The organism is Kitasatospora sp. NPDC097643 (assembly GCF_040302625.1).
Lineage (GTDB): Bacteria > Actinomycetota > Actinomycetes > Streptomycetales > Streptomycetaceae > Kitasatospora.
The window spans coordinates 25,662-41,454 of record NZ_JBEOSA010000041.1; the positions used below are offsets into that span (position 1 = coordinate 25,662).

The 15,793-nt window shown below is 74.3% G+C and carries 17 protein-coding genes; 5 read left to right on the top strand and 12 right to left on the bottom strand.

Annotated features, from left to right (window positions below):
- Positions 1-109 precede the first annotated feature (109 nt).
- The gene (locus ABTY15_RS24445; protein ID WP_350598930.1) at positions 110-541 is read right to left on the bottom strand and encodes a nuclear transport factor 2 family protein; all 432 of its coding nucleotides are present in this window, start codon (positions 539-541) and stop codon (positions 110-112) included.
- Positions 542-547: 6 nt separating this feature from the next.
- Entirely contained in the window at positions 548-1,351 is an 804-nt protein-coding gene (locus tag ABTY15_RS24450) for an MBL fold metallo-hydrolase (protein WP_350598935.1), read from the bottom strand.
- A gap of 268 nt (positions 1,352-1,619) precedes the next feature.
- On the opposite strand from ABTY15_RS24450, the gene ABTY15_RS24455 reads away from it, so the two are divergent.
- Positions 1,620-2,492 carry a PhzF family phenazine biosynthesis protein gene (locus tag ABTY15_RS24455; RefSeq protein ID WP_350598940.1) on the top strand — a complete coding sequence of 291 codons (873 nt, stop codon included), beginning with the start codon at positions 1,620-1,622 and terminating at the stop codon, positions 2,490-2,492.
- 69 nt (positions 2,493-2,561) lie between these two features.
- Here the strand turns inward: ABTY15_RS24455 and ABTY15_RS24460 are convergent, their stop codons facing one another.
- From ABTY15_RS24460 to ABTY15_RS24470, 3 genes are all read right to left on the bottom strand, one after another.
- Complete coding sequence (locus tag ABTY15_RS24460; RefSeq protein WP_350598945.1) at positions 2,562-3,290, bottom strand: class I SAM-dependent methyltransferase; 729 nt, start codon at positions 3,288-3,290, stop codon at positions 2,562-2,564.
- Positions 3,291-3,390: 100 nt separating this feature from the next.
- Positions 3,391-4,137, bottom strand: a complete 747-nt coding sequence (locus ABTY15_RS24465; protein ID WP_350598950.1) for a class I SAM-dependent methyltransferase — start codon at positions 4,135-4,137, stop codon at positions 3,391-3,393.
- Positions 4,138-4,363: 226 nt separating this feature from the next.
- On the bottom strand, positions 4,364-4,771 hold the full coding sequence (locus ABTY15_RS24470) for a GNAT family N-acetyltransferase (protein ID WP_350598955.1): 408 nt from the start codon (positions 4,769-4,771) through the stop codon (positions 4,364-4,366).
- A gap of 88 nt (positions 4,772-4,859) precedes the next feature.
- Here ABTY15_RS24470 and ABTY15_RS24475 point away from each other — a divergent pair, with 88 nt between their 5' ends.
- The gene (locus ABTY15_RS24475; RefSeq protein ID WP_350598961.1) at positions 4,860-6,104 is read left to right on the top strand and encodes an aminoglycoside phosphotransferase family protein; all 1,245 of its coding nucleotides are present in this window, start codon (positions 4,860-4,862) and stop codon (positions 6,102-6,104) included.
- 118 nt (positions 6,105-6,222) lie between these two features.
- Here the strand turns inward: ABTY15_RS24475 and ABTY15_RS24480 are convergent, their stop codons facing one another.
- On the bottom strand, positions 6,223-6,468 hold the full coding sequence (locus tag ABTY15_RS24480; RefSeq protein ID WP_350598965.1) for a ferredoxin: 246 nt from the start codon (positions 6,466-6,468) through the stop codon (positions 6,223-6,225).
- Between the two features lie 71 nt (positions 6,469-6,539).
- Positions 6,540-7,757, bottom strand: a complete 1,218-nt coding sequence (locus tag ABTY15_RS24485) for a cytochrome P450 (protein WP_350598972.1) — start codon at positions 7,755-7,757, stop codon at positions 6,540-6,542.
- A 622-nt stretch (positions 7,758-8,379) separates the two neighbouring features.
- Here ABTY15_RS24485 and ABTY15_RS24490 point away from each other — a divergent pair.
- The 3 genes from ABTY15_RS24490 to ABTY15_RS24500 all read left to right on the top strand — a co-directional run bounded on the left by ABTY15_RS24490 (position 8,380) and on the right by ABTY15_RS24500 (position 10,560).
- Entirely contained in the window at positions 8,380-9,465 is a 1,086-nt protein-coding gene (locus ABTY15_RS24490) for an S-(hydroxymethyl)mycothiol dehydrogenase (RefSeq protein WP_350598978.1), read from the top strand.
- Positions 9,462-10,094, top strand: a complete 633-nt coding sequence (locus tag ABTY15_RS24495; RefSeq protein WP_350598984.1) for an MBL fold metallo-hydrolase — start codon at positions 9,462-9,464, stop codon at positions 10,092-10,094. The genes ABTY15_RS24490 and ABTY15_RS24495 overlap by 4 nt, the downstream gene beginning before the upstream one ends.
- A 64-nt stretch (positions 10,095-10,158) precedes the next feature.
- The gene (locus ABTY15_RS24500; protein ID WP_350598991.1) at positions 10,159-10,560 is read left to right on the top strand and encodes a pyridoxamine 5'-phosphate oxidase family protein; all 402 of its coding nucleotides are present in this window, start codon (positions 10,159-10,161) and stop codon (positions 10,558-10,560) included.
- A gap of 86 nt (positions 10,561-10,646) precedes the next feature.
- Here the strand turns inward: ABTY15_RS24500 and ABTY15_RS24505 are convergent, their stop codons facing one another.
- From ABTY15_RS24505 to ABTY15_RS24525, 5 genes are all read right to left on the bottom strand, one after another.
- The gene (locus tag ABTY15_RS24505; RefSeq protein ID WP_350598998.1) at positions 10,647-11,537 is read right to left on the bottom strand and encodes a sugar phosphate isomerase/epimerase family protein; all 891 of its coding nucleotides are present in this window, start codon (positions 11,535-11,537) and stop codon (positions 10,647-10,649) included.
- On the bottom strand, positions 11,534-12,094 hold the full coding sequence (locus tag ABTY15_RS24510; RefSeq protein ID WP_350599004.1) for an SLOG cluster 4 domain-containing protein: 561 nt from the start codon (positions 12,092-12,094) through the stop codon (positions 11,534-11,536). Before ABTY15_RS24510 ends, ABTY15_RS24505 begins: the two co-directional genes overlap by 4 nt.
- A gap of 35 nt (positions 12,095-12,129) precedes the next feature.
- Entirely contained in the window at positions 12,130-13,164 is a 1,035-nt protein-coding gene (locus tag ABTY15_RS24515; RefSeq protein ID WP_350599009.1) for a glycosyltransferase family 9 protein, read from the bottom strand.
- Between the two features lie 3 nt (positions 13,165-13,167).
- The gene (locus ABTY15_RS24520) at positions 13,168-13,773 is read right to left on the bottom strand and encodes a DUF4254 domain-containing protein (protein WP_350599016.1); all 606 of its coding nucleotides are present in this window, start codon (positions 13,771-13,773) and stop codon (positions 13,168-13,170) included.
- Positions 13,774-13,837: 64 nt separating this feature from the next.
- Positions 13,838-15,775 carry a hypothetical protein gene (locus ABTY15_RS24525; protein WP_350599021.1) on the bottom strand — a complete coding sequence of 646 codons (1,938 nt, stop codon included), beginning with the start codon at positions 15,773-15,775 and terminating at the stop codon, positions 13,838-13,840.
- Between the last annotated feature and the right edge of the window lie 18 nt (positions 15,776-15,793).

Here is a 15,793-nt window from a genome sequence, read left to right on the forward strand (position 1 = left end):
TCAGGGGCCAGCCTGCCGCCGTCCGGGTGGGGTGTCGAGGCCGTGCCGGGCGCGCCGCCCCTGGCTTCCCCCGTTCGGGTGAAGCCAGGGGCTGCCGCCGCCGGTGCGGCTACGGCGTCATCGCGTCCCTGACCAGCGCGGTGTCGGTGAACTGCTCGAACCGGACGATCCGGCCGCCGCGCACCGTGAAGTGGTGGGCGACGCGCACCGCGAGCGGTCTTCCGGTGTCCTTGTGGACGGCCGTGTAGCGGCCGAGGACCACCACGTCCTCGCCGTCCACGACGTAGGTGTCGTCGTGCGCCGTCCAGTCCCGCCACTCGGCGGCCAGGCGCTCCATGACGTTGCCGGTGACGCCCTTCGGGGTGCGGTAGGTGCCCGCCAGCGGGAAGCCGGCCATCTCGGTCCACTCGACGTCCTCGGCCAGGGTGGCGCGCAGCGCGGCCAGGTCGCCGCGGGCCGAGGCCAGGTACTGCCGGCGCACCACGTCGGCGGGGGCGGCGGACTCGGCGAACGCGGCGGTGCCCCGCGGGATCTCGATCATCGTTGCTCAGCCCCAGGTCATCTCGCCCATGGCGACCTTGGTGCCGAGGTCGACGGCGATCAGCAGCCCCAGGTCGGGGAAGCGGCGCTCCAGCGCCTCCTTCGCGGCGGCGGCGTCCGGCGCCCGGCCGGTCTCGGTCTCGAAGGCGCGCAGGTAGTCCCGGGTGTGCCGGACGGCGGTGAGGTCGACGGGCGCGTCGGCGGTGCGGTGGCCGGCCGCGACGAACTGCGGTTCCAGCTCCTCGATCCCGTCCAACAGGTCGATCCAGGCGGCGCGTTGGGCGGGCGTGGGGGTGTCGGCCGTCCACACGTGCAGGCCCTCGAAGAGCAGCACCCCGCCGAGGACGGCGTGGTGGTGGTGCTGCCACAGGTAGTGCCGGTCGGGCAGGTGGAAGTCGGCGCCGCGCAGCTCGAAGCGGTGGCCCTCGAAGACGATCTCGTCGCCCGGCAGCACCTCGGGCCGGACCAGCCGGGTGGGCAGCTCGGGGCCCAGGTGCGCCCAGGACCGCAGCTTGTCCTCGAAGGTGTGCTGGATGTGGTCCACGGTGGCGGCGGTGGCCAGGAAACGGGCCTGCGGGAAGGCGTCCTGGACCTCCTGCGCGCCGAAGTAGAAGTCCGGGTCGCCGTGGCTGACGAAGACGGTGGTCAGCCGCTTGCCGGTGGCGCGGATCCGTTCGGCGAGCCGGCGGCCGTCGGAGCGGGTGAACCCGGCGTCGACCAGCAGGGCGTCGTTGGGGCCGGTCACCAGGACGGAGGTCTTGTTCAGCGAGCTGTCGGGGCTGTCGATGATCTCGAAGTCGAGTGCGCTCACGGTTCGGGGCGTCCTTCCTCTGGGCCGGGCACGTGTCGCCTGGGCCGGGCACGCGTCGCCGCCAGCATCGGCGGTGCGCGGGCGATCCGCATCCGGAGGGCGCGGTGGGGCGGCCGCCGGACACCGCTCGGCGCGGCCGGACACTGCCGGGCGCTCCACCAGCTCGACCTGGCCGGCGCCGCCCGGCTCGGCTCGGACTTCCTGGCGGCGGTGCCGCGGTGAACCGGCGCCCGGGAACAGGCGCGGACCGGACGGAGTTCGTCCGGGCATGACGAACGATGCCACCGAGGCCGTGCCCGCCCCCGAGATCCTGCGCTACGCCGCCTTCGCCACCCGCCCCGAAGGCGGAAACCCGGCGGGCGTGGTGCTGGACGCCACCGGACTGTCCGCCGAGCGGATGCTCGCCGTGGCCGCCGAGGTCGGCTACTCCGAGACGGCCTTCCTCACCCCCGGCCCGGCCGAGGGCGCGTACCGGGTGCGGTACTTCAGCCCGCTCGCCGAGGTGCCCTTCTGCGGGCACGCGACGGTCGCCGCCGCGGTCGCCCTCGCCGAGCGCACCGGCCCCGGGCGGTACGTCTTCGCGACGGCGGCGGGCGAGGTCCCGGTCGAGGTCGACAAGGGCGCGGACGGCGTGCTGCGCGCCACCCTCACCAGCGTCGAACCCCGGGTGGAGGAGGTCACCGCGGCCGAGGTGGACGAGGCGCTCGCCCTGCTCGGCTGGGCCCGCACTGACCTCGACCCGGCGCTGCCGCCCCGGCTCGCCTACGCCGGCGCCCGCCACCTCGTCCTCGCCGCGGCCACCCGCGAGCGGCTGGCCCGCCTGGACTACGACTTCGACGGGCTCGCCCGCTACATGACCGCCCGTGACCTGACCACCGTCCAACTGGTCTGGCGGGAGGGCCCGGAGGTCTTCCACGTCCGCGACCCCTTCCCGGTCGGCGGCGTCGTCGAGGACCCGGCGACCGGTGCCGCCGCGGCCGCCTTCGGCGCCTACCTGCGCGAGCTCGGCGCGGCCGCCGCGCCTGCCGTCCTCACCCTCCACCAGGGCGAGGACCTCGGCCGCCCGGGCGTCCTGCGGGTCGCCCTGCACGACGGGGATCCCCGCATCCGGGTCTCCGGCGCGGCGGTGGCCATTCCGTAGCCGCGCCGGCCGTTCCGTGGGCACGCTGGCCGTTTCCATGACGGAGGCGGCCGTTCCGCGGCCGCGGGCTCACGGGCGGCGCTGCGCGAGGAAGACGAGCTGCTGGCCGGGGCGGTCGGGGGCGTCGCGGACCTCACGGAGCAGAAAGCCGTGGGCGGCCAGGTCCGCCTCGATCTCCGGGCGTTCCCGGAAGCGCAGGGTGGAGTCGGAGGTCAGCTCCTGGCCGTCCGCGGCGAAGACGTAGTGCCAGCGGAACGTCACCAGTGGGCCGGTGACGTCGAGCAGGTCGACCCAGGTCTCGACCGGGCCGACGCCCGGGACGTCGGTGATCCGGTGGGAGGACGCGCGGTTCCAGCCCTCCCAGGCGCGCCGGGCCGGGTCCCGGGTCTCGAACACCAGGTGCCCGCCGGGCCGCAGGGCCGCGTGGGCGCCGGCCAGGGTGGCCTGCCAGGCGTCCGGGGGGACGATCGCCTGCGCGACGTTCGCCGTCATGGTGGCGAGGTCGACCCGGAGCGGTGGGAGGGTGCCCGCGTCGCCGTGGATCCAGCGGACCCGGTCGGCGCCCGGCTTCGCCCGGGCCACCTCGACGGAGGCCCCGGCGGGGTCGACGCCGACCACCTCGATCCCGTGGTCGGCGAGCCGGAGCGCGAACACGCCGGTGCCGCAGCCGATGTCCAACACCCGTGTGGCGCCGAGCTGCTGGGCGAGGTGGAGGTAGGCGTCCAGGTCGCCGCGGTCGGCGTCGAGGGGGTCGTAGACGGCGGCGAGTCGCGGGTGGCGGAAGGTTTCGTCGGTCACGGGTACGACGGTACGACGCGTGGTCATGCTGTGTCGTGCCCTGTCGTGCCGGGTGACGTGCGGTCGGCCCGGGCGCCCGGGCCGACCGCCTCGCCGTCGGTCAGGCGCGGCAGCGCAGCAGCACGAGCGGCGGGTGCGCGAGGAGGTCCGCCCAGAACTCCTCGCCGTACTTGGCGATCCCCTCCTCGGACACCTGCAACGGAACCCACTCGAGGGCGGTGAACCCGGCCGCCCGCAGGCACTCCTCGTAGACCTCGCGGCGCGGTACCGTGCCGAAGATGCTGATCGGCTGCGGGTCGAGCAGCGCCGTGACCCGACACCGGGGGCCCATCTCGGTCTCCTCACCGGTCGGCTCGCAGCGGAACCCGTACTTCTCCAGGGACTCGCAGTCGAACTGGTAGTCGGGCCGCTGGGCGAACACGAAGAACTCCCCGCCCGGCACCAGGTTCTGGTGGATGTTGCGGCACATCCGCTCCAGACTCGCGCGGTCCTCGGCGTAGTTGAGGCACTGCACACCCAGCGCGACGTCGAACTGCCGCTCCAGCTCGGGCAGTTCGGCCACGTCGCCGACCTCGTAGCGCAGCCCGAGCGGCTCGCGCTGCTCGATGCCCCGCGCGGCGGCGATCATCTCGACGGAGATGTCGACCCCGAACACCTCCGCGGCGCCGCGCCGCTTGAACTCCCGGCTGTAGAAGCCGGTGCCGCAGGCCAGGTCGAGCACGGACCTGCCGCTCACGTCCCCGACCAGGGCGAGGAAGCTCGGCACCTCCCCGTACTGGATCAACGGCAGGGACTTGAACCCCTCGAACGCCTCACCGATCTGGTCGTACTGCTGCTCCACGCTCATGTGCCGTCCCCTCCTGTGCTTCGTGCTGTCCGTGGCCACGCCGGGCCTCCAGGCTCCGGGAGTCCGGGGCCCGGAGGGCCGCAGCCGCAGCCGTGGTCGTGGCGAAAGTCTGCTCCGCCCCGATCCGACCGCCCTACTGGCAGATGACACAAAGAAGTTGGGCAGGTGACATGCGGGGAAGCCACCGGATCACCCAACTCCACGCAGCAGGCGGAGAGGCCGCGCCTCAGCCCCCGCCCAGGGCGATGAGCCCCGCGGCCGTGGGCCGGAAGCCGCACGCGTCCAGGTAGAACGGCCGCAGCCGCTCCTCGAAGTCCACGTGGAGCCAGGCGCACCGGGCCGCGCGGGCGCCGCGCGCCGCGGCCGCCACCAGCGCGGTTCCGACGCCGGCCCCGCGCCGGTCCTCGGCGACCATCGTGTCGAGCAGGAAGGCGTGGCCGCCGCCGTCCCACGCGACGTTGACGAACCCCACCAACTGCTCGCCCTCCCGGGCGCAGACCCAGCCGAGGCTGTGGCGATGGACCCGGTCCCGCCAGTCGACGGGCTCCGGGTCGGGGCCGAAGGCCTGCGCGTGCAGCTCGTGGACGGCGGCGTTGTCGAACTCGCCGCGCCACTCGTACGTGATGGTCGTCATCCGCGGAATCGTAGGCCGGGACCGGCCCCCTCGGCAGCGGGCGGAAAATCGGTCGCGTACGACGCCCCGGGTGGGGGAGGCTGCCCGGATGCAACGAGCGAGCGAGCGCACGGTCATGGTCCATCTCACCCACGAGGGCGAGTACTTCGGGCCGCTGGGGCCGTTCGAGGTGCCGCTGGGCTGGTGGTCGTCGGTGGACGGCGTGGTGGAGCGGGCCGCCGAACTGGCCGGGGTGCCGGTGCTCGTGGTGCGGCTCGCCGAGGGCGTGAGCGAGACCGGCGGCCACGGAGGGCGGGTGGCCTACCACGCCGAGGCGCTCCGGCGGCCGGTCGGGCCCGCCGGCCCGGCCGCCCGGCCGATGGACGCGGGCACGGCGGCGCTGCTGGGCCCCGCCGAGCGGCGCGCCGCCTGGGCGACGCCGGAGGGGCTGCGCGCGGCGCTGGACTGGGCCGCGCAGGAGCTGGCCCGGATCGGCCGCCCGGCCGCCGGCCCCGCCCGGCAGATCCGGACCTGGAACCTGTCGGGCCTGTTCCGGATCCCGACCACCGGCGGCCCGGACGCCTGGCTGAAGACCACCACCCCCGCCTTCAACGCCCGGGAGAGCGAGGTCATCGCGCTGCTCGGCGGCGCCGACCCGACCCTCGTGCCCCCGGTGCTGGCCGCCGACCCGGCGGGCGGGCGGCTGCTGCTCGACCACGTGCCCGGCGAGGACTGCTGGGAGCCGTCCGCCGAGGCCGTCGCCGACGTGGTGCCCCGGCTGGTGGCCGCCCAGGCGGCCTTCGCCGCCGACGGGCGCGCCGCGGCGGCCGGACTGCGCGACCGGACGCCCCGCACCCTGCTCGCCCAGGCGCAGGCGCTGCTCGACCGGCTCCCGGGGGAGAGCGACCTGACCGCCGAGGAGCTCGCCGCCGCCCGTCGGCTGGTCGGCGAACTGCCGGCGCTGCTGGATGAGTTGGCGGCCTGCGGGCTGCCGGAGACGCTGGTGCACGGCGACTTCCACCCGGGCAACTGGCGCTCCGACGGCGAGCGTTCGGTGGTCGTCGACTATGCGGACGCCTGCCTCGGTCACCCCGCCCTGGACGGGCTGCGCCCGCGCCAGTACCTCGCGCCCGAGCGTTGGGAGCAGTTCGTGTCGGTCTGGGAGCAGGCCTGGCGGGAGCACGCCCCGCAGGCGCGGCCGCGGCGCGCGCTGGAGCTGGTGGAGCCGCTGTACCACCTGTCCTACGCGGTGCGGTACCAGGAGTTCCTGGACCACATCGAGACGAGCGAACGCCCGTACCACGAGGGCGATCCGGCCGCCGAGATCCGTGCGGCGCTGGCCTGCGGACGCTGAGGGAGCGAACGACGGCCGGTGGTGCCGCCCGCCGAGGGTGAGCGGGCGGCACCGGGGGAGGGTGGCTCAGGCGGCCGGTCCAGAAGGTCGGTTCAGGAGACCGGTTCAGGCGGCCGGTTCAGTCGGCCGGGGCGATGCGGTGGCCGCCGCGGGCGGAGTGCAGGGCGAGGGCCTCGACCGGACAGAAGTCGACGGCCTCGGTCAGGCCCTCCGTCAGCTCCGCGCCGCCCGCCGCGTAGCCGGCCAGCGGCTCGGCCAGGCCGTCGAGGTCGAGGGCCAGCGCTTCGGGGGCGCTGAGCGCGCACATGCCGGAGCCGATGCAGCGGTCCCGGTCGACCCGGACGACCGCCGGCTCCGCAGCCACGTCGGCGCCTGGGTCGTGCGTGCCCCGGCCCGGTGCGCCCCGTCCGGGTGCGCCCGTCCCCGGAGTGCCCGTCACCAGGCGACCTGGAGCGAGTGCGGGCTGCGGGTGAGCAGGCCGCGCCGCCAGTCGATCGCCTCGGCGGACCCGGTCAGGCGCAGCGCCGGGAGGCGGCGGGCGAGCCGGTGGAGGGCGAGTTCGAGCTCCATCCGGGCCAGCCAGGCGCCGAGGCAGTGGTGCGGTCCGGCGCCGAAGGTGAGCATCGGGGCGGCGAGCGGGGAGAACAGCTCGGTGAGCAGGTCCCCGGTGTAGACCCGGGGGTCCTGGTTGGCGGCGCCGGTGTCGGCGGCGACGATGTCGCCGGCCGGGATGAGCACCCCGCCGATCTCGACGTCCTCGACGGCGCGGCGCAGCAGGCCGGGCAGGTGGTCGGCGTCGCCGAGCGGGACGGCCCGCAGCAGTTGTTCGGTCGCGGCGGCGGCGCTGGCCTCGTCGGAGGCGAGCCGCTGCCAGGCGTCGCGGCCGTCGCCGAGGAGGTAGACGAGCGCGTTGCCGAGGGTGGTCATGGTGGTCTCGTGCCCGGCCACGACCAGCCCGATGACCAGCGAGACCACTTGGCCCTCGGTGATGGTGCCGTCCTCGGCGGCGGCCGCGAGCAGGCTGCTGACCAGGTCGTCGCCGGGGCGGGCGCGGCGCTCGGCGATCACGGTGGCTCCGAAGCCGGCGAACTCGCGCATCGCGGTGACGATCGCCTCGGCGGGGTGGGCCGTGGTGGAGAGCGCGTGGTCGCTCCAGTGCGCGAGCCGCTTGCCGTCGAGGCCGTCGAGCCCCATCAGCCGGCTGATGACCGCGATGGGCAGCGGCCGGGTGTAGGCGGCGATGACGTCGGCGGGGGAGCCGTGGTCGATGAGTTCGTCGATCAGGGCCTCGATCACCGAGGCGACCCAGGGCCGCCAGCGGGCGATGGCCCGCGGGGTGAAGGCCCGTTGGACGGTGCGGCGCAGCCGCTGGTGCTCGGTGCCGTCGATGTTCAGCAGGCTCTGCGGGTCGTCCAGGATGTTCGGGGTGACCATCAGCGGCGGCGCGTCCGGCGCGTAGAGCGGGGCGCGGCCGAGGCGCGGGTCGGTGAGCACCTGCCGGACGTCGGCGTGCCGGCTGACCAGCCAGACCGGGGTGCCGGTGGCGAGCGCGGCGGGCCGGGGCGGTCCGGGTTCGAGGTGGCGCAGGCAGTGCAGCGGGGCGAGCGGGGCGGTGCCGGGTCCGGCACCGGTCGCACTGTTCTCGGCGGACATCCGTACTCCAGACTCCAGGGCGGTGGGCCGCGCGCAGGGCGGCCCGACGGGGGGTGGATCCGGGGACGTGCGGGGACACGGGGGACGGGTGGACCGGGTGCGGGCGAGCCGGGGGTTCAGGCTGCCCGGGTCCGGCCGTGCCGGAGCGAGTGGTGGTGCGGCGAGGTGCGGTGGGGCGTAGCGGGGTGCAGCGGGGTTACGGCGAGCTGCGGTGACGTACGGCGGGTGCGCGTGGTGCGGCGGCGTAGGTCGGTACGCGCCGGGTGCGGATGTGCTGAGCGTGGTCGCGTGAACCGCTTCTGCTACGACCGTACGTGGGCGGCGGGGCGGTCGTCTGCGGCACTTCCAGCCAACGGCGATGCTTTCCGGGCAGTTCGGGGCGGTCTGACGGTCGCTCGGCGGCGCGCGGCGCCCGCCCGCGCGCCCCGCTGCCGGGCCGCGTGCCGGGCCGGATTCCGACGGCGTGCCGGGCCGTGCCGGATATGCCGGCGGCACGTGCGCGTCGGGCCGTCCGCGCGTCGGGCGGCCGCGGCGGACGCTACGCTTCGTGGGCAGTCGTTGAGTCGCAGGTCAAAGGCCACGCCGGCGCGCAGCCGCGCCGGTCGACGGAGGTGGATTTCGGATGGCCCAGCAGGTCAAGGCAGTCATCGCGCGTGCCAAGGGCGCGCCCGTGGAGGTGACCACGATCGTCGTGCCGGATCCGGGCCCGGGCGAGGCCGTGGTGCGGATCCAGGCCTGCGGGGTGTGCCACACCGACCTCCACTACCGGGAGGGCGGCATCAACGACGAGTTCCCGTTCCTGCTCGGCCACGAGGCCTCGGGGATCGTCGAGTCGGTCGGCGAGGGCGTCACCGAGGTCGCGCCCGGCGACTTCGTGGTGCTCAACTGGCGTGCGGTGTGCGGCCAGTGTCGTTCCTGTCGGCGCGGCCGCCCGCAGTACTGCTTCAACACCCACAACGCGAAGCAGAAGATGACGCTGCTGGACGGCACCGAGCTGTCCCCGGCGCTGGGCATCGGCGCGTTCGCCGAGAAGACCCTGGTCGCGGCCGGCCAGTGCACCAAGGTCGACCCGGCGGCCGAGCCGGCCGTCGCCGGCCTGCTGGGCTGCGGGGTGATGGCGGGCATCGGCGCCGCGATCAACACCGGCAATGTGGGCCGGGGCGACTCGGTCGCGGTGATCGGCTGCGGCGGCGTGGGCGGCGCGGCCGTCCTGGGCTCCCGGCTGGCCGGCGCGGCCCGGATCATCGCGGTGGACATCGACGACCGCAAGCTGGAGACGGCCCGCGGGCTCGGTGCCACCCACACCGTCAACTCCCGTACCACCGACCCGGTCGAGGCGATCCGCGAGCTGACCGGGGGCCACGGCGCGGACGTCGTGGTGGAGGCCGTCGGCCGCCCGGAGACGTACCGGCAGGCCTTCTACGCCCGGGACCTGGCGGGCACCGTCGTCCTGGTCGGTGTCCCGACGCCGGAGATGACGCTGGAGCTTCCGCTGCTCGACGTGTTCGGCCGGGGCGGCGCCCTGAAGTCCTCCTGGTACGGGGACTGCCTGCCCTCGCGGGACTTCCCGATGCTGATCGACCTCTACCTCCAGGGCCGCCTGGACCTCGGCGCGTTCGTCACCGAGACCATCGAACTCGACGCGGTGGAGCAGGCGTTCGAGCGCATGCACCAGGGCGACGTGCTCCGCTCGGTGGTGGTCCTGTGACCGGCGCGAGGATTGACCGTCTGGTCACCGCCGGGACCTTCGAACTCGACGGCGGCAGCTGGGAGGTGGAGAACAACGTCTGGATCGTCGGCGACGACGAGGAGGCGGTGGTGATCGACGCCGCGCACGACGCCGAGGCCATCGCGGCCGCGCTCGGCGGGCGTCGGCTGCTGGCGATCGTCTCCACCCACGCCCACAACGACCACGTGGACGCGGCCCCGGCCCTGGCCGCCCGCACCGGCGCGCCGATCCTGCTGCACCCGGACGACCTGCCGCTGTGGAAGCTCACCCACCCCGAACGCCTGCCGGACGGCGAACTCGCCGACGGGCAGCGGATCGAGGTGGCGGGCGTCACCCTCACCGTGCTGCACACCCCGGGCCACGCCCCGGGCGCGGTCTGCCTGTATGCCCCGGAGCTGGGCACCGTCTTCACCGGCGACACCCTGTTCCAGGGCGGCCCGGGCGCCACCGGCCGGTCGTTCTCGCACTTCCCGACCATCATCGACTCGATCCGGGAGCGGCTGCTGGCGCTCCCGGCGGAGACGGTGGTGCGCACCGGCCACGGCGACCCGACCACCATCGGCGCCGAGGCCCCGGCCCTGCCGGAGTGGATCGCCCGCGGTCACTGAGCCCTCCCGTCCGCCCTCCGGGCCGGTGTCCAGGCGCCGGCCCGGGGGTCGTACGATCACGACCATGGCCCATGATCCACGCGAGCTCGACGACGCCTTCCTCGCCTTCTGGCGCGAGCGCCACATCTCCACCCTGACCACCCGCCGCCCGGACGGCTCGCCGCACGTCGTGCCGGTCGGCGTGACGTACGACCCGGAGACCGGGATCGCCCGGGTCATCACCAGCCGCACCAGCCGCAAGGCCCGCAACGTGGCGCTGGCCGGTCCCGAGGGCCAGCGGGTCGCGGTCTGCCAGGTCGACCGGGCACGCTGGTCGACCCTGGAGGGCGTGGCCGTCGTCCGCGAGGAGCCGGAGCAGGTCGCCGACGCCGTCCGCCGCTACACCGAGCGCTACCGGGAGCCCCGGGTGAACCCGGACCGCGTGGTCATCGAGATCACCGTCGACCGCGTCCTCGGCCGAGCCTGACCGGGATCGAAGCCCTCCTCGTCCAGGAGATCGCGCAGCGCACCCAGCGCAGCGGCGGGACCCGCGGAGGTCCCCCGGCGGTCGGGTCAGACCTCCGGAACCGGGACGTCGAGGAGTGCGCGCAGCGTTGACAGGCCCTGCCGCCAGGCCTCGGTGCGGGTCTGCGGATCACCGTGCGGCTCCAGGGAGTACGCGCCGGTGTAGCCGCCGGCGGAGAGGGCCTCGACGATGGCCGGCCAGGGGACGTCACCCTGGCCCAGGGGTGCCGTGTGACAGGGGACGCCCCGGTCGTGGAACGTTCGCCAGCCGTCCGGGGCATCGGACGCCCGGGGTCCCCTGCGACCGTCCTTCACGTGCACATGGACGATGTGTTCGCCCAACTGGTCGAGGTAGGCCAACGGGTCGAGGCCGGCGAACAGGGCGTTGCAGGCGTCGAAGGTCAGCTTGAAGCGGGGCGACCCGATCACCTCGACCAGGCGGGCGACCGCGGCCGGCCGCCTGGTCAGGTCGACGCCCCGGTGGTCGGTACCGAAGCAGTCGAACTCGTTCTCCAGGGTGATCCCGACCCCGCGTTCCTCCGCCAGGGCCAGCACCGGTTCCAGCGCACGGGCGTAGTCGTCGGCGTTCTGCCGGTCGTCGGTTCCGGCGGGATAGCCGAAGTAGGTGTTCACCCAGGGGATTCCGCATTCCGCCGCGAGGCGGACGGCCTCCGTCAGGGTGCGTCGGTCCCGATCGGCCAGCTCGGGCGTGCCCAGCTCGGTCGGCGAGCCGATGCCGACGACGGGGAGCCCACGGGCCGACGGCGAGTCGGCTGCTGCGCGGTCACCACGGGCCAGGTTGACCGGGTACCAGAGCTCGACGGCATCGGCACCCAGCACGAGCGCGGTGTCGAGCAGCAGGTCGAGCGGCTCGCCGTGCGTCAACTCGGTGCCGGACAGCGCCACCAGGGGCAGTGGCCGGCGGCCGGGTGCGTTCACCGGAGCGGGTTCAGCAGAGCCTCGACCGCGTCGACCACCTGCGTCGCGGTGAGTGCGGCCAGGTCGGGCAGGAGCACCACGCCGGGCGTCTCGGTGACCTCGGGCGTGACGAAGGTGGGCTCGCCCACCAGGACGACCGGGCGTTCGGCGTCCAGCGCCAGACCGAGCTCGAACATGGTGCCGAACCGGCCGCGGAAGGCGATCACGGCGTCGCCCGCCCAGAGCAGGGGCGCGCTTCGGCTGAGGTCCATCGCGGTGGGGACCACGTAGCTCACGTAGGGCCCGCAGCCGCGGTGCTGCTCCTTCGTGACTGCGATGGTGACGCCGCCGGCCTGATGGCAGCCCTTGTTGACGGCTTCGGCCACCCCGTCGTCACCGCCGCTGACGACGCCGTAGCCTCGGGCGGCGAGTTCCGCGCCGACCTGTTCGGCCAGCTTGAGGTCCCGTTCGTCGGCGACGTTCTGGGCCCGTCCACCGATGATCGCGACGAGGGGGCGACGGTGCGCTCCCGGGGTGTGCTCGTCTCGCGGCTGCTCGGTCGGGACGACGACAGTCATGGGATGTCCATTCTCGTGGTTCGGCGCGGTGGGGGTCATCGTGGGGTGGGCTGCTGGGTCAGGACACGGCCGAGCGAGGTCGCCACGGCCTCGGCCGTGACGCCGCGGCGGCAGGGCGCCGGGCACCCCAGGGCGAGCCGGCCGCAGGTGCCGTCGACCTTCATCGCCCGACAGCGGGTGCCGATCCCGCTCTGCAGGGTCTCGAACAGTCCTGGTGCCGCCCGTGGGCCCCAGACGGACCCGAGGGTGCTGAAGTAGAGCCCGACGGTCGGGCAACCGAGGGCGGCCGCCAGGTGGGCCGCCGCGGTGTCGAGGGTGACCAGCCCGGTGAGGCCGGCGAGCCAGTCGAACAGGGCCTGTCGGCCGGGGAGCTCGACGGCCGAGACACTCGGCAGGTCGGCGCACTCGGCGAGCACCAGCGTCAGTTGACGGCGCTCGTCGGTGCTGGTCCCGGTGGTCAGCTGGATCGTGTCGTCGGGGTGCGCGGCGGCGATCCGGTGGACGGCGTCCACCCAGCTCCGAGTGGACCAGCGCTTGACGCCCTTGCTCGCGCCCAGGAAGAGCCCGATCACGGGTGCGGTGGCGGTGGTCCGTTCGGACGCCAGCCATGCCGGGGGGCTCGGGAGCAGGGGAACACCGTGCAGCCGGAGCAGATCGCAGATCTGGTCGCCGATCGGGCGGGCTTGGCTCGCGGCGCCGAGTTCATGCAGGTCCCAGCATTCGACACCGGCGTTCCGAGCCTTGTCCCGGAAGGCGAAGTAGTTCCCGTCGAGGGCCGGATCCTCCTTGCGGAGGTTGATCAGCAGATCGAGCCCGTGGGTGTGGAGATGGCTCAGGACGGCCTCGTGGTGGTCGGGGGAGAAGCGCCGCCAGAGCGCCGGGGGGCTCGGTTCGATCTCCCCGGGCAGCCGCCAGGGCTCCGGCAGGGTGGCCTGGGGGCCGGTGCTGGCAATCAGCGAGTAGCGGAACCCAGGCTGCTGATCCAGGAGTTGGCGGATGACCGGGGCAGCGATGATCCAGTTCCCGAGTCCCGCGTTGAGGACGATCAGGGCCCGTCGGGGCGTTGCCACGACTCAACCCCGGCCGTAGGCCTTGTGCGCCCGGTAGAGCTGCACCCGGCGCTGCCCGTCGGCGCACTGTCGGAGCAGCGTCGCCAGCGCGCCGAGCAGATCGCCCCGCTGTCGGCGTACGTTGACCAGGACGCCCTCGGTCCCGCTGCCCCCGCGGCGGTAGTGGGCCTCCCGCAGGGTCAGGACCGACAGCCGATCGACGACGATGCCGATCGCCTCGGTGTGGAGCTCTGCCGTCGGACTCATCGGTACGGCCGCGAAGACCCAGTCGTCCACGGCCTCGGCGAAGGCGTGCCGGCGCAGGTTCAGGCGGTCGATCCGGCGTTTGGCCGCGGCGACGGCGGAATCGTCCGCGCCGGGCCGACGGGCCTCGTCCTCGGCGTCCCACAGATCGGCGTTGACGGCGTGCAGACCGCCGACCAGGGGGACGATGTGCCGTTCCTCGCCGAGAACGACGGACGTGTGCTCGACGTGGGGCCCGGTGGAGGCGCCGAGGGCGTCGACAGCGGTCATCAGGGCGTCGATCGCGGTGTGTCGACGGTCCGCTCCGGTCGTGCGGGCCGGTGTTGTCGTGGGCGTGATCGGTTCGGTCGAGAGAATGTCGGTCATGGTGTCCTTCGATCGTGCTCCGGTGCGGCTCGCGGTCGCCGCGGGTCCGGTCGGTGCGCCTGACTCAGCCGGGCAGGACGGTGACGGGCCGGTGGCCCATCCCGATCGAGCCGTCGGTCACCGTCGCGGCGTTGAGGTAGTAGATGCCGGGGTGGGAACCGGCCGGGGCGGTCCAGCGGACGGTTGCGCCCGTCGGTGACGAGGTGACCAGGACGCTCTCCGGACGCTCCTCCCGGAACCAGGGCACGGGCCGCACCATCAGCGCGGCGGCCAGCACCTGGGGGTGGGCGTCCCGGGCGCCGTCGACGCGGACCTGGTACTCGGCGCTGTGGCCGGCCGTCACGGTGTCCGGCCCCAGCACCAGGATCCGGCCGTGGTGGGCCTCGGCATCGCTGATCGTCCCGCAGCCGTCGCAGAACTCCGTCGCCCGGGCCGCCTCCCCGCCGTTGGGCCGCCGGGTGCGGATGACGGTGTCGTGGGCGCAGTACGGACACGTGCCCGTGCCCGCCGAGGACCGGTCGGCGCCGGGTCGGTTCAGGTAGACGGGGCTGAACCGGTGGTCGGTCACCCGCAGGTGGTCGACGAATCGGGAGTGCAGGGCCAGATTGAGGTCGTGCCAGGCGGTGGCCTCGGCGGCCGCCAGCTCCTCCAGGTCGGTAGCGCTGCCGGAGAAGGCGCTGTCCAGGGCGAGCAGGGGCACCAGGGAGCGCGTCCGGGCCGCGGTGTCCAGCACCCGGGAGCGGAGCTCCTGCGGGTACTCGAAGCCCGGTCCGGCCGAGGCGGTTGCCGCGTCTTCGAGGTAGCGGTGGGTGAACTCCAGCGACGGTGCCGCCGACCAGACCCGCTGGAGGGTCCGGATCTCGGCACTGTCGTCGCTCGACCGGACGTCGAGGCGGGTGTCACCGTCGCTCGGCCGGTCCCGCAGCCAGAGCGCCAGCGGATTGCCGCCGACCGGCGTGAGCCAGGAGCGGGCCGACTCGTCGGCGGGTTCGGGGCCCCGGATCAGCAGCAGCCGGTCACGCTCGGTCGAATCCACCCGGATCAGGCCGGACTTGGACCGCCCGATGTCGGCGGGTTCGTCGGAGACCGCGAAGGCGTGGGGCGTGAGGGTGGCCGTCGGGTCGCCGAGGAGGATCCAGGGCGGCGGTGTCGCGTGGTCGGCCTTCGCCAGGGCGGCGGCATTGAGCAACCGGACGGCATCACCCAGCGGGTGGCCGGCCTCGACCAGCAACCCGGCGGCGAGCACCGCGGCCTCGTCCAGCAGCCAGGACTTGTAGGTGCTGAGCACCTGCCGGAGTCGGTCGGTGCGGATCAGGCCCTGGAGCAGCCCCCCGTTCGGGTCGAACGGCGCGTCCGCCGTCAGCACGCCGCTACAGGTTCCCCAGACGACGACGTCTCCGGGCAGCCGGTGGGTCGACACCCGGGGAACGCGGACGACGGTGCCGTCGGGGCCGAGGCCCTCCCGGATGCACGGGGCACCGTAGCCGCAGGGGAAGTAACTGCGCAGCGGATGGCCCTCGGGCTGGTCCAACAGGCCGCAGAGGAAGGCCTGGGAGACCGGCGCGTCGATGCCGTTGCCGTGCGTGGTGAGGCAGAGCACCCGCTGGCCGTCGGACTCCAGGAGGCTGTCGAGGCCGGCGGAGGTGTCGGCGAGGGTGAGGGTGTCGTACTGCCCGGTGAGTTCGGCGATGGTGGTCTCGTCGAGCCAGGCGGTGACGCCCGGGCGGCTGGTGGAGGTCCAGCCGGCGAGGGCCTTGGCGTGCGCGGCGGCGGCGTGCGGGCCGCGCCAGCCGTCCAGGAAGCCGATCCGGCGCTCGCCGGTGTGGGCGGCGGTGACGATCCGGGCGACGTCTGCCTCGACGGCGTCGGCGCCGAGCGACACCAGGGCGGGGGAAGGATCGGCGAGCAGTTCGGCGACGAGCTGCTCCGGGGAGTCGGCGACGGTCGTGACCGCCTGGACGGATTCCGCGTACACCGCGGCGGCGGCGGCGCCCCCCGGCAATGCCAGAATTCTGCGTAC